The 23,290-nt window shown below is 69.0% G+C and carries 25 protein-coding genes; 11 read left to right on the forward strand and 14 right to left on the reverse strand.

What is annotated here, in order from left to right; translation table 11 throughout:
* Positions 1-43 precede the first annotated feature (43 nt).
* From ACFCYE_RS01245 to ACFCYE_RS01260, 4 genes are all read right to left on the reverse strand, one after another.
* Positions 44-955, reverse strand: coding sequence for an ABC transporter permease (locus ACFCYE_RS01245; protein ID WP_376177111.1), 912 nt, complete (start codon positions 953-955; stop codon positions 44-46).
* Positions 955-2,265, reverse strand: a complete 1,311-nt coding sequence (locus ACFCYE_RS01250; RefSeq protein ID WP_376175731.1) for a glycine betaine/L-proline ABC transporter ATP-binding protein — start codon at positions 2,263-2,265, stop codon at positions 955-957. Before ACFCYE_RS01250 ends, ACFCYE_RS01245 begins: the two co-directional genes overlap by 1 nt.
* Positions 2,266-2,594: 329 nt before the next feature.
* Positions 2,595-3,794, reverse strand: coding sequence for a class I SAM-dependent methyltransferase (locus ACFCYE_RS01255; protein ID WP_376175732.1), 1,200 nt, complete (start codon positions 3,792-3,794; stop codon positions 2,595-2,597).
* Between the two features lie 9 nt (positions 3,795-3,803).
* Complete coding sequence (locus ACFCYE_RS01260; protein WP_376175733.1) at positions 3,804-4,157, reverse strand: ArsR/SmtB family transcription factor; 354 nt, start codon at positions 4,155-4,157, stop codon at positions 3,804-3,806.
* A gap of 16 nt (positions 4,158-4,173) precedes the next feature.
* Between ACFCYE_RS01260 and ACFCYE_RS01265 the strand changes: the two genes are divergently transcribed.
* The 4 genes from ACFCYE_RS01265 (at position 4,174) to ACFCYE_RS01280 (ending at position 6,748) form a co-directional block, all read left to right on the forward strand.
* Positions 4,174-4,650 (forward strand): SRPBCC domain-containing protein, encoded by a 477-nt coding sequence (locus ACFCYE_RS01265; protein WP_376175734.1) that lies wholly within the window; start codon positions 4,174-4,176, stop codon positions 4,648-4,650.
* Positions 4,651-4,779: 129 nt separating this feature from the next.
* Positions 4,780-5,169, forward strand: a complete 390-nt coding sequence (locus tag ACFCYE_RS01270) for a GntR family transcriptional regulator (RefSeq protein ID WP_376175735.1) — start codon at positions 4,780-4,782, stop codon at positions 5,167-5,169.
* A complete protein-coding gene (locus ACFCYE_RS01275) occupies positions 5,166-6,065 on the forward strand; it encodes an ABC transporter ATP-binding protein (protein WP_376175736.1) in 900 nt (299 codons plus the stop codon). Before ACFCYE_RS01270 ends, ACFCYE_RS01275 begins: the two co-directional genes overlap by 4 nt.
* On the forward strand, positions 6,065-6,748 hold the full coding sequence (locus ACFCYE_RS01280) for a hypothetical protein (RefSeq protein ID WP_376175737.1): 684 nt from the start codon (positions 6,065-6,067) through the stop codon (positions 6,746-6,748). Before ACFCYE_RS01275 ends, ACFCYE_RS01280 begins: the two co-directional genes overlap by 1 nt.
* Positions 6,749-6,793: 45 nt before the next feature.
* Here ACFCYE_RS01280 and ACFCYE_RS01285 read toward each other — a convergent pair whose 3' ends face one another.
* Positions 6,794-7,396, reverse strand: coding sequence for a winged helix-turn-helix domain-containing protein (locus ACFCYE_RS01285; RefSeq protein WP_376175738.1), 603 nt, complete (start codon positions 7,394-7,396; stop codon positions 6,794-6,796).
* A 74-nt stretch (positions 7,397-7,470) separates the two neighbouring features.
* Between ACFCYE_RS01285 and ACFCYE_RS01290 the strand changes: the two genes are divergently transcribed.
* Positions 7,471-8,862, forward strand: coding sequence for an MFS transporter (locus tag ACFCYE_RS01290; RefSeq protein ID WP_376175739.1), 1,392 nt, complete (start codon positions 7,471-7,473; stop codon positions 8,860-8,862).
* Between the two features lie 24 nt (positions 8,863-8,886).
* Here ACFCYE_RS01290 and ACFCYE_RS01295 read toward each other — a convergent pair whose 3' ends face one another.
* Positions 8,887-9,474 carry an ArsR/SmtB family transcription factor gene (locus ACFCYE_RS01295; protein WP_376175740.1) on the reverse strand — a complete coding sequence of 196 codons (588 nt, stop codon included), beginning with the start codon at positions 9,472-9,474 and terminating at the stop codon, positions 8,887-8,889.
* A 73-nt stretch (positions 9,475-9,547) separates the two neighbouring features.
* Here ACFCYE_RS01295 and ACFCYE_RS01300 point away from each other — a divergent pair, with 73 nt between their 5' ends.
* Positions 9,548-10,924 carry an MFS transporter gene (locus tag ACFCYE_RS01300; protein WP_376175741.1) on the forward strand — a complete coding sequence of 459 codons (1,377 nt, stop codon included), beginning with the start codon at positions 9,548-9,550 and terminating at the stop codon, positions 10,922-10,924.
* 47 nt (positions 10,925-10,971) lie between these two features.
* Positions 10,972-11,775 (forward strand): MerR family transcriptional regulator, encoded by an 804-nt coding sequence (locus ACFCYE_RS01305; protein WP_376175742.1) that lies wholly within the window; start codon positions 10,972-10,974, stop codon positions 11,773-11,775.
* 133 nt (positions 11,776-11,908) lie between these two features.
* Here ACFCYE_RS01305 and ACFCYE_RS01310 read toward each other — a convergent pair whose 3' ends face one another.
* On the reverse strand, positions 11,909-12,127 hold the full coding sequence (locus ACFCYE_RS01310; protein ID WP_376175743.1) for an SCO4848 family membrane protein: 219 nt from the start codon (positions 12,125-12,127) through the stop codon (positions 11,909-11,911).
* An 80-nt stretch (positions 12,128-12,207) separates the two neighbouring features.
* Between ACFCYE_RS01310 and ACFCYE_RS01315 the strand changes: the two genes are divergently transcribed.
* Genes ACFCYE_RS01315 through ACFCYE_RS01325 form a run of 3 tightly spaced genes read left to right on the forward strand, consistent with a single transcriptional unit; the run spans position 12,208 to position 14,877 of the window.
* Positions 12,208-12,807 (forward strand): RNA polymerase sigma factor, encoded by a 600-nt coding sequence (locus ACFCYE_RS01315; RefSeq protein WP_376175744.1) that lies wholly within the window; start codon positions 12,208-12,210, stop codon positions 12,805-12,807.
* Complete coding sequence (locus tag ACFCYE_RS01320) at positions 12,804-13,244, forward strand: hypothetical protein (protein ID WP_376175745.1); 441 nt, start codon at positions 12,804-12,806, stop codon at positions 13,242-13,244. The genes ACFCYE_RS01315 and ACFCYE_RS01320 overlap by 4 nt, the downstream gene beginning before the upstream one ends.
* Before the next feature lie 49 nt (positions 13,245-13,293).
* The gene (locus ACFCYE_RS01325; RefSeq protein ID WP_376175746.1) at positions 13,294-14,877 is read left to right on the forward strand and encodes a S8 family serine peptidase; all 1,584 of its coding nucleotides are present in this window, start codon (positions 13,294-13,296) and stop codon (positions 14,875-14,877) included.
* A gap of 7 nt (positions 14,878-14,884) precedes the next feature.
* Here ACFCYE_RS01325 and ACFCYE_RS01330 read toward each other — a convergent pair whose 3' ends face one another.
* From ACFCYE_RS01330 to phnD, 5 genes are read right to left on the reverse strand one after another with little or no spacing between them, the layout of a single operon-like run.
* Positions 14,885-15,508 carry a TetR/AcrR family transcriptional regulator gene (locus tag ACFCYE_RS01330; protein WP_376175747.1) on the reverse strand — a complete coding sequence of 208 codons (624 nt, stop codon included), beginning with the start codon at positions 15,506-15,508 and terminating at the stop codon, positions 14,885-14,887.
* A complete protein-coding gene (locus ACFCYE_RS01335; protein ID WP_376175748.1) occupies positions 15,505-16,260 on the reverse strand; it encodes a tyrosine-protein phosphatase in 756 nt (251 codons plus the stop codon). Before ACFCYE_RS01335 ends, ACFCYE_RS01330 begins: the two co-directional genes overlap by 4 nt.
* On the reverse strand, positions 16,257-17,099 hold the full coding sequence (phnE, locus tag ACFCYE_RS01340; protein ID WP_376175749.1) for a phosphonate ABC transporter, permease protein PhnE: 843 nt from the start codon (positions 17,097-17,099) through the stop codon (positions 16,257-16,259). The genes ACFCYE_RS01335 and phnE overlap by 4 nt, the downstream gene beginning before the upstream one ends.
* Entirely contained in the window at positions 17,080-17,940 is an 861-nt protein-coding gene (locus ACFCYE_RS01345) for a phosphonate ABC transporter ATP-binding protein (protein WP_376175750.1), read from the reverse strand. Before ACFCYE_RS01345 ends, phnE begins: the two co-directional genes overlap by 20 nt.
* Positions 17,937-18,836 carry a phosphate/phosphite/phosphonate ABC transporter substrate-binding protein gene (gene phnD, locus ACFCYE_RS01350; RefSeq protein WP_376175751.1) on the reverse strand — a complete coding sequence of 300 codons (900 nt, stop codon included), beginning with the start codon at positions 18,834-18,836 and terminating at the stop codon, positions 17,937-17,939. Before phnD ends, ACFCYE_RS01345 begins: the two co-directional genes overlap by 4 nt.
* Positions 18,837-19,010: 174 nt before the next feature.
* On the opposite strand from phnD, the gene ACFCYE_RS01355 reads away from it, so the two are divergent.
* Positions 19,011-21,434, forward strand: a complete 2,424-nt coding sequence (locus tag ACFCYE_RS01355; protein WP_376175752.1) for a CHAT domain-containing protein — start codon at positions 19,011-19,013, stop codon at positions 21,432-21,434.
* A gap of 213 nt (positions 21,435-21,647) precedes the next feature.
* Here the strand turns inward: ACFCYE_RS01355 and ACFCYE_RS01360 are convergent, their stop codons facing one another.
* Together ACFCYE_RS01360 and ACFCYE_RS01365 are read right to left on the reverse strand one after the other, a co-directional pair.
* Positions 21,648-22,418, reverse strand: coding sequence for a DeoR/GlpR family DNA-binding transcription regulator (locus tag ACFCYE_RS01360; protein WP_376175753.1), 771 nt, complete (start codon positions 22,416-22,418; stop codon positions 21,648-21,650).
* Positions 22,415-23,260, reverse strand: a complete 846-nt coding sequence (locus tag ACFCYE_RS01365; RefSeq protein WP_376175754.1) for a class II fructose-bisphosphate aldolase — start codon at positions 23,258-23,260, stop codon at positions 22,415-22,417. Before ACFCYE_RS01365 ends, ACFCYE_RS01360 begins: the two co-directional genes overlap by 4 nt.
* Positions 23,261-23,290 lie beyond the last annotated feature (30 nt).

Raw genomic sequence — 23,290 nt, forward strand, 5'->3', positions numbered from 1 at the left:
CGTATGCTGTGGTGCGTTCCGTATGGGTTCAGGTGAGTTCGTTTCAGGCGAGGGCGGAAACGGCCGACGCCGCCTGGTCGCGCTGTGCCCGGCGACGGGAGAGCACGCCCAGCAGCGACGAGGAGTACTCGTTCGGCGTGCCGAGTGCGGCGGTGACGCGATCGAGGTAGACCGCGACCAGCACGACGGCGAGTCCGGCCTCGACGCCCTTGGCCGTGTTGACGGTCGAGATCGCCAGCACGACCTCCTTGCCGAGACCGTCCGCGCCGGCCATGCCGGCGATGACGACCATCGAGAGGGAGAGCATGATGACCTGGTTGACGCCGGCCATGATGGACGGCATCGCGAGCGGGAGCTGGATGCCGCGCAGAATCTGTCCGGGCTTCGCGCCGAACGCCTTACCGGCTTCGACGGTCTCGGAGTCGACGCCGCGGATGCCGAGCTCGGTCAGCCGCACGCCGGGTGGCAGCGCGAAGATCACCGTCGCGACGAGTCCGGGGACGACGCCGATGCTGAAGAACACGATCGCCGGGATCAGGTACACCATGGCGGGCATGGTCTGCATGAAGTCGAGGACCGGCTTCAGGATCATCCGGACGGTGTCGTTGCGCGCCGACCAGATCCCCAGCGGAACCGCGATCGCGATCGCGACCAGCGCCGATACGAGCACGAGAGCCAGCGTCTGCATCGACAGTTCCCACAGGTCCATCGAGACGATGAGCAGGAATGAGATGACGGTACCGACCGCCATCTGCCAGGAGCGGACGAGCCAGGCGATGAGCGCGAAGATCGCGATCATGATCGGGAACGGCGTGCCGACGAGGATGTCGGTCAGACCGTCGACGAGGAACCGCACGACGAAGGAGATGACGTCGAGCAGACCTGCCAGATTGTCCTTGACCCAGTCGACGACGGACGAGACCCATTCGCCGATGGGGATGCGGAAGCCATCCATCACAGCACCTCCTTCTCGGGTGTCTGTCCTTCGACGGCGGTGACCGCGGCATCCTGTGCTTCATCGAGCACGGCGTCGATCTCGGCCTGCGGGACGGGGCGCAGCGGAAGCGTGATCTCCTCCGTCGCGCCCGGTCCGGGGCCGAGGGCCGCGAGCAGCGTGACTCGGGGGATGACGCCGACCAGACGACCGCTCGCGTCGACGACGGCGAGCGGCAGCGGGGTCTCCACCGCGGGGACGAACAGGTTCATCAGCACCTCGTCCTCGGCCACGCTCTGCGGAACGGGCTTGAGGATCGACGCGAGCGACGTCTCGCCCTTGCGGACGAGCTTGATCGCGTCACGGTCGGTGACGATGCCGACCAGTTTGCGATCGCGGCCGGTGACGTACGCGGCCGACATGTAGGCGTCGCGCATCTGGCGCAGCGCAGTGCGCGGTCCCGTCGTCTCGGCGACCACGGGGCGCGGCAACTCCATGACGTTGGCGGCCGTGAGCACGCGCGCGCGATCGACGTCCTGCACGAACTGCTCGACGTAGTCGTTGGCGGGGTCGGTGAGGATGTCCTCAGGCGTGCCGATCTGGACGATTCGGCCGTCGCGCATGACCGCGATCCGGTCGCCGAGGAACATGGCCTCGTTGAGGTCGTGCGTGATGAACACGATCGTCTTCTGCAGCTTCTGCTGCAGCTCGAGAAGCTGCTCCTGCATCTCGCGACGGATCAGCGGGTCGAGCGCGCTGAACGCCTCGTCCATGAGCAGGATCTCGGTGTCGGCCGCGAGGGCGCGGGCGATGCCGACGCGCTGCTGCATTCCGCCGGAGAGCTGGGAGGGGAGCTTGTCGCCGTTGCCCTCCAACCCGACCATCGCGAGGACCTCTTCGGCCTTCGCGAGGCGCTCGGCCTTCGGAACTCCGCGGAGCTCGAGCGGGTAGGCGACGTTCGCGGCGACGGTGCGGTGCGGCAGCAGCGCGAAGTGCTGGAACACCATCGACACGTTGTCGCGCCGGATCTCGCGCAGGCGGGATGCCGGGATGCCGGTGATCTGGTCGCCGCCGACGACGACTGAGCCGTCGGTCGCGTCGTGCAGACCGTTCAGCATGCGGATGATGGTGGACTTGCCGGAACCCGACAGGCCCATGATGACGAAGATCTCGCCCTTGTTGACGGAGAAGCTGGCGTCGATGACGGCAGCGGTTCCGGCGTCGAGGACGTCGTTTCGGGATTCGCCGGATTTCAGGCGACGGACGGCTTGGTTCGGGTTCCGTCCGAACACCTTGAACAGATGGCGCGCTTCAAGAGCGATTTCGGTCACGTTTCCCCCGCGACTCACCGTTTTCAGGGTCTCGGTGAGCCCGCTTCGGTTGCGCCCGGGTGACGTTCACAAGGCCGTTTCGACAACGCTGCATGGCGGCACGGACGGAGGATTTCGGATCCCCCGCATAGAACATCGACCGTACGCCCACGCCTCTTCGTTAGCACAGCAGAATCGAAAGAAGGACGCGGCCGCGGACTGGTCTTCGGGCGTCATGCCCGCCCTCCACCGTAACAAAATGGCTGGTCAGGGCAAATCCACGGCGTGTCGGAACCCGCGGGAATCCGCGTGTGAACGGGAGATTTGTCCGATACACCGTCGTATGCGGTTCAGCGGCGGACGCTGCGCGTCACGGTGAACTTCGAGGTCCTCCTGACCTGCTCCGTCGGGCCGATTCGACGCGCGAGCTCACCCTTGTACGAGAGCGAGGAGTTGTAGACCGTCCAGAGTTCGCCGCCCGGCTTGAGCAGTCGCGCGGCCGCCTCGAAAAGACGGGTCGCGGCGGCCGTGTGCACGCTCGCCCCGAGATGGAACGGCGGGTTGAGCAGCACGACGTCCACACCGGCATCCGGCAGCTCGGACCCGGCATCGTCATGGGTGACTTCGACGCGCTCGTCGAGACCGTTCGCCGCCACCGTCGCCCTGGCCGAGGCCACCGCCGCAGCGGATCGATCCGTCGCGATCACGCGGGCGTCGGGATGCGTGAGCGCATACACCGCGGCGAGCACGCCCGTTCCGCAGCCGAGATCGACGACGTTCTCCTCGGACGGAACGCGGTCCAGCACCTCGAGCAGCACGCGCGTGCCGATGTCGATGCGCGCGCCCGCGAACGCACCCCCGTGCGCTGCGAGGGTCAGTCCGAGCTCCGCATGCGTCGCGTGAACCGGGAACGGCGGTGTCTGCGGCACGTCGCGCGGCTCCTCCGCCACGATCAGACGCGACTTCCGCTCCGCCCGCTGCGCCTGAACCCGAGCGAACGACCGCGCCAGCACGTCGTTCTGCGCGAGCGTCATGTGCTTGACCCGTCCGCCGGCCACGAGGACGACGTCGTCCGCCGCCCATCGGGCCACGGCATCCGCGATCTCCTCGAGCTCGGCGAGCGCCTTCGGGAGCTGCAGCAGAACCAGTCGAGCGCCGGCGAGCAATTCGGCATCCAGTTCGTGCGACGCGAACGGCGTCCCGGATCCCGGATGACTTCCGGCGCGTTCGGCCTCGTCGCCGGTCGACACGCCGTCGGCGTCCGGGGTGCGGGACAACCCGAGCGCGGCGGCGTTGCGCACCAGCGCCCGCCGGCCGGTCGCCAGGTCCTGATGCACCCTCACCCCGTGGAATCCGGCATCCGCCAGGGCGAGTGTGATGGCCCCGTATTCGTCGCCGATCACGGCGATCTCCGAGCCGGTCAGTCCCCGGTCCGCGGCGAGCGCGCACCCCCGCTCGACGAGCAGAAGATCGGTCGCATCGTGCGCCTGCAGGTTGGGGGCCTCGACGTCGGGGAAACGGCGGAGGCGGTCGTACGGGAACTCGGACACCACCCCACCCTAGGCGTCCGGGTCCCGCTCGCTCTCGGCATCGTCGTCGAGCTCCGCGAGCAGGTCGACTGCGGCCCGCGCGTAGTCTCCGATCCAGCGGTCGTGGATGCGCTTGATCGGCAGTGGCGCGAGGGTCAGATGACGCTCCCTGCCGACCTTCCGTCCGATCACGAGCTCGGCCTGTTCGAGCACACGCAGATGCTGGAGCACGGTCGTCCGGTCGAGTTCGGGAAACTGTGCGCACAGGGCACCGGTGGTGCACGGCGATGCGCGCAACGCGTCGAGCATCCGGCGCCGAACCGAGGCGGCCAGCGCCTTGAAGACGAGGTCGTCGTTGTCGGCGCTTCCCCTGTTCGACTTCATGTTGTAATCTTACAACATGTCAGTCTCCGAAACGCTCACCGAACTGTCCTTCTCCGTGTCGGGTCGCGTGGCGCGGCCGATCGCCGAGACCTACGAGGCGGTCGCCGATCCGGCGCAGCTCTCGCGCTACTTCACCACCGGCGGCGCCCGCGGGCGCCTCGAGGCCGGTGCCGACGTGTCGTGGGACTTCGCCGATTTCCCCGGCCGATTCCCCGTCACGGTCGTCGAGGCATCCGCCCCCGATCGCATCGTCATCGAGTGGGAGGGCGACAATGCCGCGGACGGGGCCGGCACGACGCGCACCACTTTCGAGTTCGCGTCGATCGATGACGGGGCGCGCACGCTCGTGACCATCACGGAGCAGTCCTGGCAGGCGACGACCGAGGGTGCGAAATCGGCCTTCGGCAACTGCGAGGGCTGGGCCGGGATGCTGACCGCCATGAAGGCGTGGCTCGAGCACGGCATCAACCTGCGTGAAGGCTTCTACCGCTGACGCGCATCACATCTCACCCCGACGGGCCGGCACCACAGGTGTCGGCCCTTTCTGCTGCCCTCTTGACTCCGTCTTGGGTTATGTGGTTAGTTAGTCGAGTAAGTAACCAACAGACCAACCGGAGGCGTCGTGATCGAAGAAGGCAAGGCACTCTTCCTGCAGATCGCCGAGCAGATCGAGGACTCGATCGTCGACGGTTCGCTGGAAGAGGAGTCCAAGGCTCCATCGACCAACGAACTCGCCGCGTTCTACCGGATCAACCCCGCCACCGCAGCCAAGGGAGTCGCCATGCTCACCGACAAGGGAGTGCTGTACAAGCGCCGCGGCATCGGCATGTTCGTCACGACCGGCGCGCGCGATCAGCTCCTCACCGAGCGCCGCTCCGCCTTCGCCGACCGCTACATCGACCCCCTCCTCGCCGAGGCCCGCACGCTCGGACTCGGCCCGGAGGATCTCTCCGCACTGCTGCGCGAACGCGCCGCAGCATCCACCATCACAGAAGGGAAGAACCCCGCATGACCGCCGTCATCGAGGTGCAGAACCTCTCCAAGCGCTACAAGGACAAGCGCGCGCTCGACAACGTGTCGCTGTCCGTCGAGGGCGGCGCCATCTACGGCCTCCTCGGCCGCAACGGCGCCGGCAAGACCACACTGATGTCCATCCTCACGGCGCAGAACTTCGAGTCGTCCGGAACGGTCAAGGTCTTCGGCGAGCACCCGTACGAGAACGCGCACGTGCTCAGCCGGATCTGCTTCGTCCGCGAGAGCCAGAAGTATCCAGACGACGCATACCCCAAGCACGCCTTCAAGGCGGCCAGTCTGTTCTTCCAGCACTGGGACCAGGCGCTCGCCGACGAGCTGATCGCCGAGTTCCAGTTGCCCATGAAGACGACGATCAAGAAGCTCTCCCGAGGACAGCTCTCGGCGGTCGGCGTGATCATCGGGCTGGCTTCCCGGGCCGAGATCACCTTCTTCGACGAGCCGTACCTCGGACTGGATGCCGTCGCCAGGCAGATCTTCTACGACCGCCTCGTCGAGGACTACGCGGAGCACCCGCGCACGATCATCCTCTCGTCGCACCTGATCGACGAGGTCTCCAACCTCATCGAGAAGGTCATCGTGATCGACAACGGCCAGATCCTCCTGAACGAGGACACGGATGCCGTGCGCGACCGCGCCGTCACCGTCATCGGCGATGCGGAGAAGGTCGACGCCTGGTCTGCCGGACGCGACGTCCTCCACCGCGAGGCGCTCGGGCGGGTGGCCTCGGCGACCGTGCTCGGCGCACTGACCGATGCGGATCGCGCCGGCATCGCCGCAGCGGGGCTGGATCTCGCACCGGTGTCTCTGCAGCAGCTCGTCGTCCGACTCACCCAGAAAGCCGCCGCTGCATCCACCATGGAGGAGGTCCACTGATGCGCACACTCAATGTCATCCGACTGCAGCTGATCAACAAGGGCACCTTCATCTGGTACCCGCTGGTGATCCTCGCCGGTGCGGTGGTGATCTCGGTGCTCATCTACGCGATGATTCCCATCGACCAGCCCAAGTACGGCGGCGGCGGGCAGGCCCCGCTGTGGTACTTCTTCGCGGTCGGGATGTCGGCGATGACCCTCACCTTCCCGTTCTCTCAGGCCATGAGCATCACCCGCCGCGAATTCTTCCTCGGCACGATGCTCACCGCGATCCTCGCCAGCGCGCTCATGGGTGTGCTGTTCCTCATCGGCGGCGGGATCGAGACGCTCACGAACGGCTACGGCGTCAACGGCTACGTCTTCTACCTGCCGTGGCTGTGGGAGATGGGTCCGCTCGGCGCGTTCGTCGTGTACTTCACACTCGCCCTGTTCTTCTTCGTGATCGGCTTCACCGGGGCGACGATCTTCAAGAGCTGGGGACAGATGGTGCTCCTCATCGCGATCTTCGCGGTCGTGCTCGTCCTGCTCGGGATCGTCTTCGTCATCACCCGCCTTGAAGCGTGGGGGCAGGTCTGGGAGGGCATCCTGACGCTCGGCGCCGTCGGCCTGGCGCTGTGGGGCCTCGTCGCCGTCGCCGCACTCTCGGTGGTCTCGTTCCTCGCGTTCCGCAGGACGATCCCGTAAGCGTCGATGTCTGATCTGAGGGGCGGATGCCGCGGCATCCGCCCCTCAGAGCGTGTCGTCCGCGGCGATGATGTCCAGGCTCCAGAACCGGGTCTCCGGGTCGTCGGGATCGTGCGCGTCTCCGACTTCCTTGATGGCCTCCTGGATGCGCCGCTCGAGTTCGGTGAACTCGGCCTCGTTCAGCCGCAGATTCGCCTGCGAGAACGTGCCGTGCACCACGGGATCGCGACCGGACACGTATTCCGGCGCCCAGACCATCACCTTCCGCAGCATCTCGAGATGGTCTTCGGCGAGGGCGTTCATCAGCACACCGCCGAGAACCTCGTCGGCGATGGGATGCTCGGGGGAGCCGACGTTCCACGACCCTTCCGTCGCCTTCCACACGCGATCGCGCTTGTCGCGCGCGTGTTCGGGGGCCTCTTCGACGAGGCCGGCGGCCGCGAGAACCCGCAGGTGGAAGCTGATGCTGTTCGCGGGGACCCCGAGATCGGCCGCGAGATCCGCAGCCCGCGCATGACCGCGCCCGGCGACCGCCCTGGCGATGCGCCGCCGCAGCGGGTGGGCGTACGCCTTGAGCATCGCCGTCGTCGCCGGCTTCGCCTCGGGATGCGCGGCCTTCGCGCTCGGCTTCGGTTTCTCGTCTGCCATCCTCGGATTCTATCCACACCGATCATTGCGCAATGACTGTTGCGCACGTACTGTTGCGCATCTATTCTTGGCTCATGACCACCGTCACCGCTCATCGCCTGGCGCACAACGTCCGCTACATCACGTGGCTGATCAGCGACACCGCCAAAGGGCTCGCCTCGGCGCTCTTCGGGTTCGCGATTCCGCTGATCGCACTGATCGTCACGAACGACCCGGCTCAGGCGGGAATCATCAGTGCGGTGGGCATGACGATCCGCACCGTCACGACGGTGTTCGGCGGAGTGCTCGCCGACCGCCACAACCGCATCGTCATGATGATCATCGGCTCCGCGGCGGGAGCAGTGCTCGCCGGCGCGTTCACAGCACTCGCCCTCACCGATGCACTCACATTCGCCACACTCCTGCTGATAGACGTCGCGCTCGCCGCGCGCGCCGGACTGTTCGACGTGGCCGGAGAAAGCGCGCTGAAGGAGATCGTCCCCGACGACGCGATGGGCAGGGCGCAGGCAGCGAATCAGGGGCGCGACGCCGTGCTGCAGCTCGCCGGCGGGCCGCTCGGCGGCGTCCTGCTCGCGGCGGGAGCCTGGCTGGTCGGGGCCGCGATGGCGATGTTCCAGCTAATCGCGATGGTGACGGCGTGGATGCTGCGGCGCATGACGTCAGGCGATGGACCCCGAATCCCGGACGCCTCCCGCGTGTCGCTGTTGCCGGCGCCAGGACACGCCGCCGACGACAGGGACCGTCCGGGATTCGGCACGCCCGAGACGGATGCCGCGGCATCCGACGTTGGCCTCATGGCCGCCGCGGTGACTGTCGGAAGGCCGAACGCGCTGCGGGAGGTCGTCGAAGGGTTCCGGTGGCTGTTCTCCCGCCCGGACCTGCGAGGAGTGCTGTTCGTCGCCACGATCGTGAACCTCGGATTCAGCACGGCCATGACCACCGTCATCTACGCCCTGCAGCAGTCGGGCCACTCCACCATCACGATCGGCCTGCTCGCGACGGCCGGGGGCGTCGCGATGCTGATCGGCGCGCTGATCGCTCCGCTGCTGGTGTCGCGAATGCGCGCGAGCGTCGTCATCATCGGCGGACTCGCCGTCGCGACGATCGGCGTCTTCGGCATGATCCCCGCCCAGCAGCCGTGGGCGCTGATGATCGTGCTGGGCGTGACGGTGTTCTTCATCCCGGCCGTCAATGCCGCGCTGATGGGCTACTTCATGGTCGCGACGCCCACCGAACTGCTCGGCAGGGCCAACAGCGCATCCGCCGTCCTCGGCATGGGCGCGATGCCCTTGGCGCCGTTGATCGCCGGGTTCGGGCTCGCCGCGATCGGTCGCGAGAACACGCTCATCGCGGCATCCGTCCTCTGCGCGATCTCGGTGCTGCTGGCCGTCGCCAACCGCGGCCTGCGCGCCCTCCCCGCCGAGGCCGGCTGGACGGCTCACGCGAAGCAGTTCGAGATCCGCTGACCCGGGATCCCGCGGCATCACACTTCAGATCGTGTCGTCGGCGGCGACGATGTCGATCTGCCAGCCGCGTGCATCACCGGCATCCTTGTCCCGCGTTCGCTCCGCGTCGACGATCGCGGCGGTGAGCTTGTCCATCAGCGCCGAGTACTCCGCCTCGGTCAGTCGCAGGTTGCTCACGCTCAGGGTGCCGTGGTCGGCCGGATCCTGCGCAGCCACCGAGGTCGAGTGCGCGACCAACCGGTGCACCAGGTCGAGGTGGTCCTCCGTGAGCGCGGCGATCACGGCATCGCTGAGGGCGAAGTCGTCGGGGTCGGTCGTCGATCCCCTGAGGCGCAGCGAATCCTTGATCGGCGTCCAGACGCGATCCCGTCCGTCTCGAGCCTGCTCGGGCGCCTCGACGATGAGGCCGGCATCCGCGAGCACCCGCAGGTGGAAGCTGATCTTGTTCGCCGGTTCCCCCAGATCCTCGGCGATGTCGGCCGCCCGAACGAACTCCCGCTGGGTGAACACGCGCATGATGCGACGCCGCAGCGGGTTGGCGATGGCTTTCAGCATCGCCGTCGTCATCGTCCGTTCCGTCGGGCGCCCCTCGGTGTCCGTCGCCTCTGCCATGCCAGAAGTCTATCCAGGTTTATTTGCGCGATTTTATTTGCGCAAATAAACCTGCGGATCTAAGGTGGGGATTATGACGACCACCACCGCCGAGCCCGTCGGGCTCTGGAGCAACACCCGCTACCTGCTCTGGCTGATCAGCGACACGAGCAAAGGGCTGGCGGCATCCCTCGCCGGGTTCGCGATTCCGCTCATCGCCCTCGTTGTCACGAACGATCCGGCGCAGACCGGCATCATCGCGGGCATCGGCATGGTCACGCGGCTTCTCACCACTCTGTACGGCGGCGTCCTCGCCGACCGGCACGGACGTCTCGCGCTGATGCTCCTCGGCGCCGCCGTCGCCGGCATCCTCGCAGGCGGATTCACGCTGCTTGCCTTCGCCGACGCCCTGACGTTCGCCACGATCCTCGTCGTCGAAGTGCTGCTGATGGCCCATTCGGGTCTGTTCGACCCGGCCGGCGAGAGCGCTCTGAAGGAGATCGTCCCCGACGGGACGATGGGGCGAGCCCAGGCGGCGAACCAGGGTCGCGATGCGGCGCTGCGACTGGCGGGTGGGCCGCTCGGCGGCCTGCTGCTCGGTGTCGGCGCATGGCTCGTCGGCGTCGTGATGACCCTCGCCTATGCGCTCGCCGGCGTGACGGCCTGGGTGCTGCGGCGCTCTGCCCGCCGGGCCGGCATCACGGATCGTCCGGCGGATGCCGAGGCGAACGCCGGATCCACGGAGAACGAAGGGCCCGCCGATCCGGATGCGGATGCGGGTGATCCGCGTTCTCCTGCGAGCGCGACCGCACCTGTTGACGCGAAGCCGAACGCGTGGCACGAGATCCGCGACGGGTTCGTCTGGCTGTTCTCGCGTCCCGATCTGCGCGGCGTGCTGCTGCTCACGACGGTCATCAACCTGGGCTTCAACGCAGCCATGACCACCGTCGTCTACGGACTGCAGCAGTCCGGTCACTCCGAGCTCACGATCGGATCGATATCGGCGGGGCTCGGCGCGGTGATGCTCGTCGGGGCACTCATCGCGCCCGCGCTGGTGCCCCGCGTCAAGGCGGGCACGCTGACGATCGCCGGACTCATCGCGGCCACGGCCGGCGCGGCGATCGTCTCGGTGGTCGAGAACCCGTGGTGGATCACGGCCGTGCTGGGTGCGTCCGTCTTTCTGCTTCCTGCGTTGAACGCATCGATGATGGGCTACTTCATGGTGGCCACGCCCACCGAACTGCTGGGGCGCGCCAACAGCGCCGCCGGCGTCCTCGGCATGGGCGCCATGCCGCTCGCCCCGCTCATCGCCGGCTTCGGACTCGCGCTCGTCGGCCGGCAGAACACGATCCTCTTCGCCGCAGCGCTCTGCGCTGTCTCGGTCGCGCTGGCCATCACCAACAGGGCACTGCGTGCCCTGCCCTCCGAGGCCGGCTGGGCCGCCCACGCGAAGCAGTTCGAGATCCGCTGACCTGGGATGCTTGACTCTGACACCGTGTGAGGCGGGAGAACAGAGACATGTTGTCCATCGGAGCGTTCGCGCAGATCGGCCAAGTGACCCACCGGATGCTCCGGCACTGGGACACCGCCGGCCTGCTCGTGCCGGCGCACGTGGACGAGTTCAGCGGCTACCGCTCCTACGATCCGTCGCAGCTCGAGAGACTGCATCGCATCGTGGCGCTGCGCCAGCTCGGCTTCGGCCTCGACGACATCAGCCTGATCCTCGAACAGGGAGTGGATGCCGAGCGCATCGGCGCCCTGCTGAGGATCCGCAGGGCCGAGGTCGAGCGCGAGCACCGACTGGCGGCCGCGCGACTCGTCGACGTGGAACGGCGGCTCCACCTCATCGAAAGCGAGAACCAGATGTCCTCCATCGAGATCATCGAGAAGCCACTCCCCGCCGTCCGCCTCGCGGCGCGTCGAGCGACCGTCGCGGCGCAGCCGGAGATCGCGGGCGTCGTCGGCCCCGCCTTCGACGCCGTCGCGGATGTCATCGGCGATGAGAAGGGCTCGTTGACCACTCCGATCGCGCAGTACTCCGCCGCAGAAGAGGGCACAGAGGTCATCGCCGGCTACGCGTACAACGGGCCGGCGCGCGACGGCTTCGAAGTCGTCGATCTCCCCGCCGCTGATCTGGCGATCTGCGGCATCCATCTCGGATCGATGGACCGGATCGCCGTGAGCTGGCAGCAGATCCACACCGAGATCGTCGCGCGCGGGTTCGCGCCGTCCGGCCCGTGCCGGGAGCTGTATGTCCGCGCGGTATCCGACGATCAGGCCGACTGGGTCACCGAGCTGCAGCAGCCCGTCGTCCGCGCCTGACGGCGGCGCACTACTCCGGGGGCCGACACACCACTTGTCGGACCGTTTCGCGGCATCCGTCCGACATCTGGTGTGTCGGCCCCCGGAATGGTGCCGGAATCACTCGCCACGCACAGGGCGCGGGATGCCGCGGCTACAGCGCCCCGACCAGCGCCGCCACCCCGGCGAGCGCCGACACGAGCGCCAGGACGAGGGCGATCGCGATCAGCACGACGTGCACCTTCAGGAACGTCGTCGGCCTGCCCTCGGCATCCCGTGCACGAGGGTCCTGCGCGACGCGCTTGTAGAACCGCGGCCACACGACGACGTTGAACGCGGCGTTGAGGAACAGGAGGATCGCGAGGGGAATCACCCCTCCACGGTATCCGGACGCAGTCCATGTATCAGAAAGCTCTTGCCCTGCTCCTGGTAGGTGTGAGCACAATGAGCACCATGACCGACGCCTCCCCCGAAGGCGCCGTCAGCGATGGCACCGCGCGCTGGGAGCGCGCGGCCGCCCTCTTCGCTGACTGGCGTGCCGGCGACGCCCGCGCCATGGACGAGCTGGTGCGTCTGATGACGCCCGTGCTCTGGCATGTCGTGCGCTCGTACGGGCTCGAACGCACACTCGCCGAGGACGTCGTCCAGACGACCTGGCTCGCCCTCGTGCGCAGCCATGATTCGATCGCCGATCCGAAGGCGATCTCCGGGTGGCTGACCGTCACGGCTCGGCGCGAAGCCTGGCGCGTCGCCAAGCAGCATCGTGCCGCGGCGGCGACGTCCGACGAAGTGCTCGAGCCGCTGCTCCCGCACGAACAGTCGACAGAGGAGCACGTCGCCGACGCCGACGAGGCCACCAGGCTCTGGGCGGCCCTCGAGACCCTCACCGACCGCTGCCAGCGCCTGCTGCGGGTGGTCGCCTTCGACGATCGACCCGACTACGCGCGGATCGCCGCCGACCTGGACATGCCGATCGGCAGCATCGGCCCGACCCGACAGCGGTGCCTGGCCAAACTGCGCACGGCGCTTGCGGATGCCGGAGGTGCACGATGAGCGACGACGACCTGTTCGCAGCCCTCCGGGCCGCGGCCGAACAGCGCGACCCCGTTCCGACGGACCTCGCCGACCGCATGGTCGCGGTCGTCGCGGTCGCCGACCTCTCGCGCGAGTACGCCCTTCTGACGCTGATGGAAGGCATCGAGTCCCCGGTGCGCGGGGATGCCGAGACCACCACGATGCAGTTCAGCGACGGCGCGGCCACGGTGCTGCTGCACGTCAGCCGCACCGAGAACGGCCGGCGCCGCATCGACGGCTGGATCGATGCGGACGCCACCGAGGTGCGGCTGTCCCAGGGCGAGCGGACGTGGACGACCGCTCCGGCGGAGCACGGCCGCTTCGCCTTCGAGGATGTGCCGCCGGGCCTGTGCCGCGTGCAGGCCGTGACGGCAGGGGACGCCAAGGATCTGCTCACGCCTCAGTTCGAGGTGTGAGCTCCACGGGGGATGAACGCGGCGGCTCTGCCGCCGGGAGGGGACACGCATGGAGCAGCCGAGGAACTGGAGCTGGCAGGACAGGGCGGAGGGGTCGATCCCGCGGGGGACCGCGCTCGACCCGACTATCGACCCGATACCCGAGATCCAGGCGTACCCCACGGCGTACCTGCCGACGCGTCTGCTGATCGCCGAGCGGCTCGACGAGGAGCACGGCGCCTATGACCGCGACCTGAAGATCCTCATGGACGCGGCTCGATCCTTCGGCTGGGAGCTGGGCGTCGAGGGCGGCGATCTCGTTCGAGCAGGGCTTCGCGCCGACAGCCTTCCCGGACTCGCCGGGCTGCACCGCGCGAATCTCACGACACCGGGCGAGACAGAGGGCAGCGCATCGCCGATCGCCCCCGACGCGTGGCGCGTGCTGCAGCGCGCGCGCAGGATGAGCGGCGGGCTGATGCCCAGGGCGAGCCTCGAACACGTCCTGTCGATCGACCCGGTCGGCCTCAATCCGTTCACGCGATCCAACCCGTTCACCCGCTCCAACCCGTTCACCCGATCGAATCCGATCCGCGGAGCGGGAGCGGTCGGAACGGACGACTATCTGGAGCCCGGGCGCGGCGGGCGCCAACCCATCGCGTGGATCGGTCCGGAGCCGGCACGCGGCCCCCACCCGAAGAAGGGCGGTCGCCGCGCGGTGATCGCGGTCCTCGACACGGGCTGCGGCATCCACGACTGGCTCCCCGACCCGATCGTCACGCGTGGCCTCACGCTGGACGGCGTGCCGATCGGGCTCATCGGAGACGACGACCCTGAGCGCTTCCCCGACCTGTACGGGCAGCTCGACGGTGAGATCGATGCCGTCGCCGGCCACGGCACGTTCATCGCCGGCATCCTGCGTCAGACCGCCCCGGATGCCGACATCGTGTCCATCCGCGTGGCGGGGGCCCTCGGCGTCGTCGACGAGAGCACGTTCCTCTCCTCTCTCGCCGCCGTGGTGGAGCTGCACCGGAGATGGGTCGCCGGGGAGACAGGTGGACAGCCGATCGACGTCCTCAACCTCTCGCTGGGGTATTACCACGAGACCCCGACGGACGGCCTCTTCTCGCTGACGCTGTACGACCTGCTGCGCACGGCGAGGGAAACAGGAATGGTCGTCGTCTGCTCCGCGGGCAACGACGCGATCGATCGGCCGGCCTTCCCGGCATCCCTGTGGCCATGGCCAGGAACGGACAACGGACTGCACCACGACGACGGCGTTCCGCACGTGTCGGTCGGAGCTCTGAACCCGTCGCTGCGGTCGCTGGCGCTGTTCTCGAACGTCGGGCCGTGGGTGCGCACGTATGCGCCAGGGGCCGCGGTCGTCTCGACGACGCCCGCGTTCACCGGCGGTGCGCAGGCGGCCACCCGCGCCGATTTCGGGGGCTTCGATCGGCAGACGGTCGACCCGGACGACTACCGCGGCGGGTTCGCGGCCTGGAGCGGCACGTCGTTCGCCGCCCCGTACGTCGCCGGCCGGATCGCGGCGGCGCTGGCGCCTTCGCTCGTCGCCGCGACGAAGGTTCCGACGAAGGGCGTCAAGGGCGCGGTGGATGCCGTGCTCGCGACGCTTCCTCCGGACGCACGGATGAACTGACAGGGCGTCACGCCTGCATGCCGCGCCAGACCACGTCGAACGCGGCATGCAGACGCTCGCGCGCCCCGGGGGCATCCATCCCGTCGCCGCGGACGACGATCTGGTAGTACGCCGCTCCGGCGATGGCGTCGAAGCAGGCCTCGACATCGAGATCGGCCCGCAGGATGCCGCGCTCGATGCCCGCACGGAACGCGTTCTCGATCGGCACCCTGCGGCGGGAGACGTGCGAGTCCCAGTAGGCCCTCTGCAGCGTCCGATCCCCCATCACGAGACGGATGCGCTGACGGAACCGCACCTCGGAGTAGCCGGCCGCCGTCACCGAGGTCGGGGCGCCGAGCAGCGCCGTGAAGACGGTCTCCCGAAGGTCGCCGTCCGTCGGCACGGCGGGCGGCACGGTGCGTCCAACATCCAGTGCAGCGGCGATGAGCGCCGTCAGCGACGGCCAGCGGCGGTAGAGCGCCGCGCGACTGACCCCGCTGCGAGCGACGACACGGGAGACGCTGACCTCCTCCTCCGCGTCGATCAGCGCGAGCGTCGCGGCGATGATCTGCCCGTCGATGTCCTCGTCGCGCGGGCGTCCGGGGCCGCGGCGGACCGCGACCCCGGCATCCTGCGTCGCGGTCGTCGTCATGCCGCGAGCGCCCGCTCGCGCAGCCGCGCGATGGTGTCATCGCTCAGCCCTGCGGCCCGCAGCGGTGCAAGGGCGTCGCCGTGCCGCTCCCGCAGCGCCTCGAGCAGGGCGCGCATCGAGACCTCCATCGACCCCTCCAGCAGCGAGCTCGACGCCTTGGCCGCGTCGACGTCATGTCCGAGCGCCTTCCACATGTGGCCCATCACGGGTGCGGTCCGCGTCATGATCGCCACCATGTTCTCCCCCGTGCGCGTGTAATCGGCGACGATGGCGTCGTCCTGCGCGCCGAGCACGAGCAGGAGCATTGCAGCGAGCACCCCGGTGCGGTCGCGTCCCGCGGCGCAGTGGAACGCGGCGGCCCCCGGCGTGTAGGCGATGACGTTCAGCGCCACGACGAGCTGGGGAGCGGCGTGCTCGACCATGCGGAGGTACATGCGCCCCATGCCCTCGTGGCTGAAATCGTCGCCGTCCTGGGCGCGTGACACATCAGCGATCAACGGCAGGTGGTGATACGCGATCGGGTAGGCGCCGAGCGGCCCTCGGCCCGTGACCTCCACCTCGAGCGGGGACCGGAGGTCGATGATCGCGGTCAGCCCGCCCGCCACGAGATCCGATGCGACCTCGGTGGTGACGTAGGCGAGATCGTCCGTGCGGATCGCGACGCCCTCGCGCAGCACGCCGCCGTCGATCGCGATTCCGCCGAGGTCGCGCAGGTTCACCGGGGCGCTGAGGGTGAGTTCGATCGTGGTCATGTGATTCTCCTTCGGATGAGGGCGCTGCCCTGGTCGATCGCCGTGACGAGCACGATGATGCAGATGATGATGGCGCTGAGGTGTCCGTAGTCGTACATCCGCATGGCCGTGGTGAGCTCGAGGCCGATGCCGCCGGCGCCGACGAGTCCGAGGATCGTCGCGCCACGGACGTTCCCCTCGAACAGCAGCAGCGTGTAGGACACCAGCAGCGGGGCGGCCTGAGGCAGGATGCCGTACTGGATGATCTGGCGCTTGGACGCACCGACCGCCTGCATGGCCACGATGGGGCCGTCGTCGACGGACTCCATGGCCTCGGCGAAGATCTTGCCGATCGACCCGAGCGAACCCAGTGTCATGGCCAGGATGCCCGCGAACGGTCCGAGACCCACCGCCGAGACGAACATCAGGGCGAACACGAGATCCGGCACCGATCGGATGATGTTCATCACCCAGCGGGACGGGTAGTAGAGCCACTTCGGCGCGATGTTGGACGACGCCCCGAAGGCGACGATCAGCGAAAGCACGGCGCCGAGCACCGTCGCGATGATCGCCATCTGCAGGGTCTCGACCAGCAGGGCCAGGATGGTGCCGATGTCGGAGAAGTCCGGCGGGAACAGCCGCGACATGAATTCGGCCATGTTGACCGTGCCCTCGGCGAGTGCGGTGAAGTCGAATCCGACGCCGCTGGCCGACCACAACAGGATGCCGACGGCCACCGGGATGCCGATGAGGAAACGTGTCCGCGGGATCCGGAAGGCCCGCTCCAGTCGATCGCGCTCGGCGTCGGACAGCTGCGGCGCCTCGCGCCGCGTGCGGGGTTCAGCGTTCGTCGTCGACATCGTCGTCCTCCTCGTCGTAGAGCACCGCGAGCGCGTCGGCGTCGAGATCGGCCGTCGCACCGGACACGAGCATCTCGCCGTGGCGAAGCCCGACGATGCGGTCGCTGTGCTCCAGGGCGAGCGGCAGCACGTGCAGGCTCACGAGCACCGGGATGCCGTCTTCGACGGCGATCTCGCGCAGCAGGCGCAGCACGGAACCGGCGAGCTTGGGGTCCAGCGATGCCACCGGTTCGTCGGCGAGGATCAGTCGCGGCTGCTGCATGAGCGCCCGTGCGATCGCGACGCGCTGCTGCTGTCCGCCGGAGAGCGAGCGGGCCGACTGTGTGGCCTTGTGCGCGATGCCGACCCGGTCGAGCAGCTCCAGCGCCCGTGTGCGCTGCGCTGTGGAGAATCCGCCGACCATGTTGATCGCGCCGGCGCCGTGCAGGCCGCCGGTGAGCACGTTCGTCAGCACGCTGAGCCGCGGGATCAGGTTGAACTGCTGGAACACCTGCCCGACTTCGCTGCGCAGCGTCCGCAGTTCGCCGCGGGCGAGGTTGGTGACATCGTGACCCGCGACCCGGACTGACCCACCGGAGATCGGAGCGAAGCCGGTGAGGCTCTTCATCAGCGTCGACTTGCCCGACCCGGAGGCCCCGAGCAGGGCCACCATCTCACCGGGGAAGAGGTCGAGATCGACACCGTCGAGCACGGGACCCGCAGTCTTCTCGTACGACACGCGCAGATCGCGCACGGTCACGAGCGGCAGCGCCTGACGCAGCTCCGCCGTCGTCACGGGGACGCCGCCGGGCTGAGGGGCGGATGCCGCGGCATCCGCCCCCTGCTTGGTCACGATGCTCATTCCAGGTCCTCGAGCTCGACGCCCGCGACCGAGGCGATCTCGGCGAACGACGCGAAGATGCCGGGGTCCGGAGCGATTTCGACCTCGAGGCCGATGAAGGAGCTGTAGGCCGACAGCGCTTCCGCGTTCTCCTCGGAGAACACCTTCGGCAGCGCCTCTTCCAGCTGGGTGCGGGTCTCATCGTCCAGCGACTGGCGGGACAGGACCGTGCCCATGACGTCCATGGACGGGCTCTCGCCGACGCCGCGCCACTCGCCATCGGCGAACGGGAACATCGGCGCACCGAGCTCCGTGAGCATGATCGCGGTGCACGCGGCATCCACCTGGCCCTGTTCGAGAGCGGCGAAGCTGCCCTCGTGCCCGCCGGCGAAGATCGCCTCGTAGTCCTCACCCTGTTCGAGACCGACCTCGTGCAGCATGTAGACGGGCATGAAGTAGCCGGAGCTGGACGCCTGGTCGGCGAACGCGACAGTCTTGCCCTCGAGGTCTTCGAGCTTCTGGATCGGGGAGTCCTCCAGCACGACGCAGGTCGAGACCGGGTCGTCGGATCCCTTCCACGCCAGCAGCGCGTCGACCTCGCCGGTGTTGACGGCGAGCGCGGACGGGAAGCCGCTCATGATGCCGATGTCGACGTGGTCGTTGCGGATGGCTTCGACGACGCTGAGGTAGTCGGGGACGTCGGTGATCTCGACGTCGCGGCCGGTCTCGGCCTCGAGCAGCTCAGCGAGAGCCTCGATGGGGTTCTCCTGCGTCGGGTCGTCCGAAGCGGGCAGGGTGGCGATCGTGATCGGTGCGTCAGCGGCGGAAGCGGCGTCCGCCTCCGGGGACTGGCAACCGGTCAGGGCGAGTGCAGCAATACCGAGCATGCCCACCGCAGGGAGGGTGTAACGGCGCATGGCGGAACCTTTCGAATGAGGGGAATTGCGAGAACACCTGTATTCGAACTCGTGCAGGTGTCCGGTAATTACGAGACCGCCGTACTTGGAACGGAACGTCGGGTGAACGATCGGTGACACCGCGTGCGCCGTCATGCGCTCGCGAGGACGCCGGGAACACGGCATCCTGGTCGGATGGGGACAACGGCACGGGAACTGTGGGCACGAGGGCGCACCGCCGTGGACGCGCAGCGCTTCGCCCAGGCGCGCCGCCTGTACGAGCGGGCCGCCGCCGCGCCCGACGCCGATGCCGATCTGCGGGCGCGCATCGCGGGCAGCCTGTCGTACGTGCTCGCGCAGACCGGTGACCCCGCCGGCGGCGAGGCACTGGTCCGTGCGGCGCTCGCGCGCGACGGCCTCAGCCTGGAGACGCAGGCGATCCTCGCGGGACAGCTCGGCGCGATCTGCACAAGAGCCGGGCGGCTGGACGAGGCCGAGACGTTGTTGTCGCGTGCCGTGGACGGCCTCGCGGGCACCGCGCTGGCCAACTGCCTGATGAATCGCTCGCTCGTGCACATGCAACGGCGTGCGCTGGACGCGTGCCGGGCGGATCTGCAGCAGGCGACAGCGATCTACGAGTCAGAGGGTGATCCCGCCGCCGCCGCGGAGGCACGGCACAACCTCGGCTACGCGGCGCTGCTCGCCGGAGATCTGCTCGCCGCACTCGATCTGATGGCGCGCTCACGACCCGTCATCGCGGCGGAGTCGGACGTCAGTGCAGCCATGAGCGACCTCGACCGCGCCGAAGTGCTGCGCGATGCCGGGCTCGTCGATGAGGCCGAGCATCTTCTCGAGGCCGTCGCCGTGATCTTCGGAGCCGCGAAGATGCGCCAGGCCAGGGCGGAGGCCGAGTTCCATCTCGCTCGTTCGCTGCTGCAGCACGACCCGACGCGGGCCGCGAAGGTCGCCGGCGCGGCCGCTCGTCGGTTCCGCTCTCTCGGCAGCGACAGCTGGGCGGCGCGCTGCTCCGCCGTCCGTATCGATGCCCTGGTGGCCTCAGGGTCGCTGCCGCGCGCGGAGGAGTTCGCCGACGTCGCGGCCGCACTGACGGCGGCGGGCTTTCCGACCGAAGCCACCGCGGTGCGGTTGAGCGCTGCGATCGCGGCCGCGCGCACCGGCCGCGAGCAGGCTCCCCTGCCACGCCTGCCGCGGCAGGCCCCCACCCCGCTGAAACTGCGCGCCGCCGAGGCGCGGGCCGCCCGATCGCGCGGTGCCGCCGCGCGCCGGCACGTGGCCGGCGGGCTGGATCTGCTGTCGGACTGGCAGCGCTCGTTCGGCGCGCTCGACCTGCAGGCCTCCGTCGCGATGCATGGGACGCAGCTCATCTTCCAGGGGCTGCGTTCGGCGGCCGAGAGCGGCGACCCGAGCATCCTGTTCGACTGGTCCGAACGTGCCAGGCACCTCAGCCAGCAGGTCGTGCCCGTGCGGCCGCCGCATGACCCGGAACTGGCTGCCGACCTGGCGGGGCTCCGGATGCTGCGCGCCGAGCTGACCGGCAGCGAATGGACGACGCATCCCCAGGTGCGCGCGCTGCGTGATCGCGTCCGCGAACGGCAGTGGACGGCGACCGGCGCCGGAGACACTCGCCGCCGCGTCGGAATCGATGAGGTGCGCGCGGTGCTCGAACCGGGAACCGCGGTGCTGTCGTACGTCTTCACCGGGACCGAGCTGCTCTGCGTCGTCACCACGACAGGCGGCGGCCGCATCGTCCGACTGCGCTGGGCGGACGTGGAGCGCGCGACGCAGGGCCTGCGCGCCGACCTCGACGTCGCGGCCGCGGTGCGCTCCGGTCCGATGGCGGCGCTCGTGGCCCGTGCACTGGACGAGCGGATGCAGACGCTCGGTGCCGCGTTGGTCGCGCCGGCGTTCGCGGCGGCGGACGGCGCTTCGCGCCTCATCCTCACCGTCCCCGGCGCACTCGGCGGCATCCCGTGGGGGATGCTGCCGCAGATGGCCGGGGTCCCGTTCGTGCTCGCCCCGTCGGTGTCGCGCTGGTTCGACGACCGCAGTGCACCGCGGCGGTCGGGTTCGGCCGGGTTCGCCGCCGGTCCGCGCGTCCCTCGTGCGGGCGAGGAGACGCGCACTGCGGCATCCGCCTGGCAGAACGCGACCGTGCTGGCTGGGCCGGACGCCCGCGTCGACGCCGTGACCGCCCTCGCCGACGAAGTCGATGTCCTGCACATCGCCGCGCACGGACGGCACACCGTCGACAATCCACTCTTCGCCGGCTTCGAACTGTTCGACGGGACCCTGTTCGGGTACGACGTCGACCTCATTGCGCACCTCCCCGACACCGTCGTGCTGTCGGCGTGCGAGCTCGGCCGGTCTTCCGTGCGCTGGGGTGAGGAGGCACTGGGGATGACGCGCGTCTGGCTGCACGCCGGCACGCGAGCGGTGATCGCCGCCCCGACGGTGGTCGCCGATGACGTGGCGAGCGAGCTGCTCGCCGCCGTGCACGCAGGCCTCAGCATCGGTGCGGATCCCGCTTTCGCGCTGGCGACGGCGTCGTCCGAGACCGGCTTGCGCACGCCGTTCCAGGTGCACGGCACAGCGCTCTGAGAAGCCGTCGAAGAATATCTCGATTCGATGTATCAGATCGGTGAGAGGCCGCTCTTGATGTTCAGACGATGTCACGCGGAGCGTCAGAAGGGGGACGCGAGGGGGTCGCGGTGAATCTTCGATACTGGGGAGTTGCGCGCTGGGGAGCGCCGAAGATCGACATCGACTGCTCAGGAGGCGTCGCGGTTCACCGCCGCGGCGCCTCCGCTGGGTTCACTCGGCGCGGATGACCGCGAAGCCTGCTCCGGTCAGCTCGCTCGCGGCGGAATCCTCGATGCCCGCATCCGTGATCAGCGTCGGGAAGAGCCCGGCGTCGCCGACATGGGCGAACGCGACAGCGCCGGCCTTGTCCGAGTCGGCGACGATGACGGCGCGCGCCGCGCGCTGCGCCATCATCCGGTTGACGGCAGCCTCGCGTTCGTCGTGCGTGGTCGCCCCGGCGTCCGACGCGATCCCGTTCACACCGATGAAGGCGATGTCGAGGTGGATACCGGCGAGCAGCTGCTCGACGAACGGGCCGACCAGCTCATAACTGCGGGAGTGGATGACGCCGCCGGTCACCACGACCTTGATGTCCGGTCGGGTGGCGAGCTGTGCCGCGATGTTGACGGCGTTCGTGACCACGGTGATCTCGCCGAGGTCCTCGCGTGCCGCCAGCGCGGCAGCGATCGCCGTCGTCGTGGTGCCGCCCGAGAGGCCGACCGTCGCGCCCGGCTCGACGAGTGCCGCCGCGGCACGCGCGATCTGCTCCTTCGCACGCGTGCGCAGGTGGCTCTTGTAGCGCACCGGCAGCTCGTAGGCCACCGACTGCGCCACCGCTCCGCCGTGTGTCCGCGTCAGCAGGCGCTGTTCGGCGAGGCTGTCGAGGTCCCGGCGGATGGTCGCGGGTGACGCGCCGAACCGCTCGACCAGCTCGTCGACCGTGACCTCGCCTCCGGCCGCCAGCAGGTCGAGGATCGCGCTGAGTCGCGCGGCGCGCTTCACGCCGCTCCCTGGAGGGCGAACAGCCGCAGCATCCGCGCGCCCTCGGTCGCGACGGCCTCGCGGCCCGGTGCGACGTACTTCCGTGAGTCCACGAGACCCGCGTCCGCGTCCAGCCGCTCGCGGATGGCGCGCGTGAAGAAGCCGTTCAGATGGGTGGAGACGTTGATCTTCGTCATTCCGGCGCGCACGGCCTCCACGATAATCGCATCGGCGACGCCTGAAGATCCATGCAGTACGAGCGGAACGTCCAGCGCCCGGTGCAGCCGTCCGATGAGATCGATGTCCAGCGATGCGCTGCGATCGGTCATCGCGTGGGAGCTGCCGACCGCGACGGCCAGGGCATCCACTCCCGTCGCGGCGACGAACGCGCACGCCTCATCGGGGTCGGTCCGCACACCCGGTGCATGCGCGCCGTCCTTGCCGCCCACCTCGCCCAGCTCGCCCTCGATGAAGACGCCGGCTGCGCGGGCGCGCGCGGCGACGTGAGCCGTGAGCGCGACGTTCTCGTCGTACGGCAGCGCACCGCCGTCGAACATGACGGAACCGAAGCCCAGAGCGATCGCCTCGTCGACGAGGTCGGGCCGCTCGGCATGGTCGAGGTGCACGGCGACCGGAGACGCCGCCCGCCGGGCGACCGCGAGCGTCGCCAGAGCGATCGGCTCGAGTCCGCCGTGATAGTCGGCGCAGTTCTGCGAGATCTGCAGGATCACGGGCAGGCCGGCCTGCTCGGATGCCGCGACCAGTGCCTCCGCGGTCTCGAGATGGATCACGTTGAACGCGCCGATCCCGTGCCGCGCGGCAGCGGCGTCGGAGACGAGATCACGGGCGGAGACGAGTGGCATGCGGGGTCCTTCGGAGGGATCGGATGCCGA

Origin of the sequence: Microbacterium sp. NPDC056234 (genome assembly GCF_042267585.1) — a bacterium.
Classification (GTDB): Bacteria; Actinomycetota; Actinomycetes; order Actinomycetales; family Microbacteriaceae; genus Microbacterium.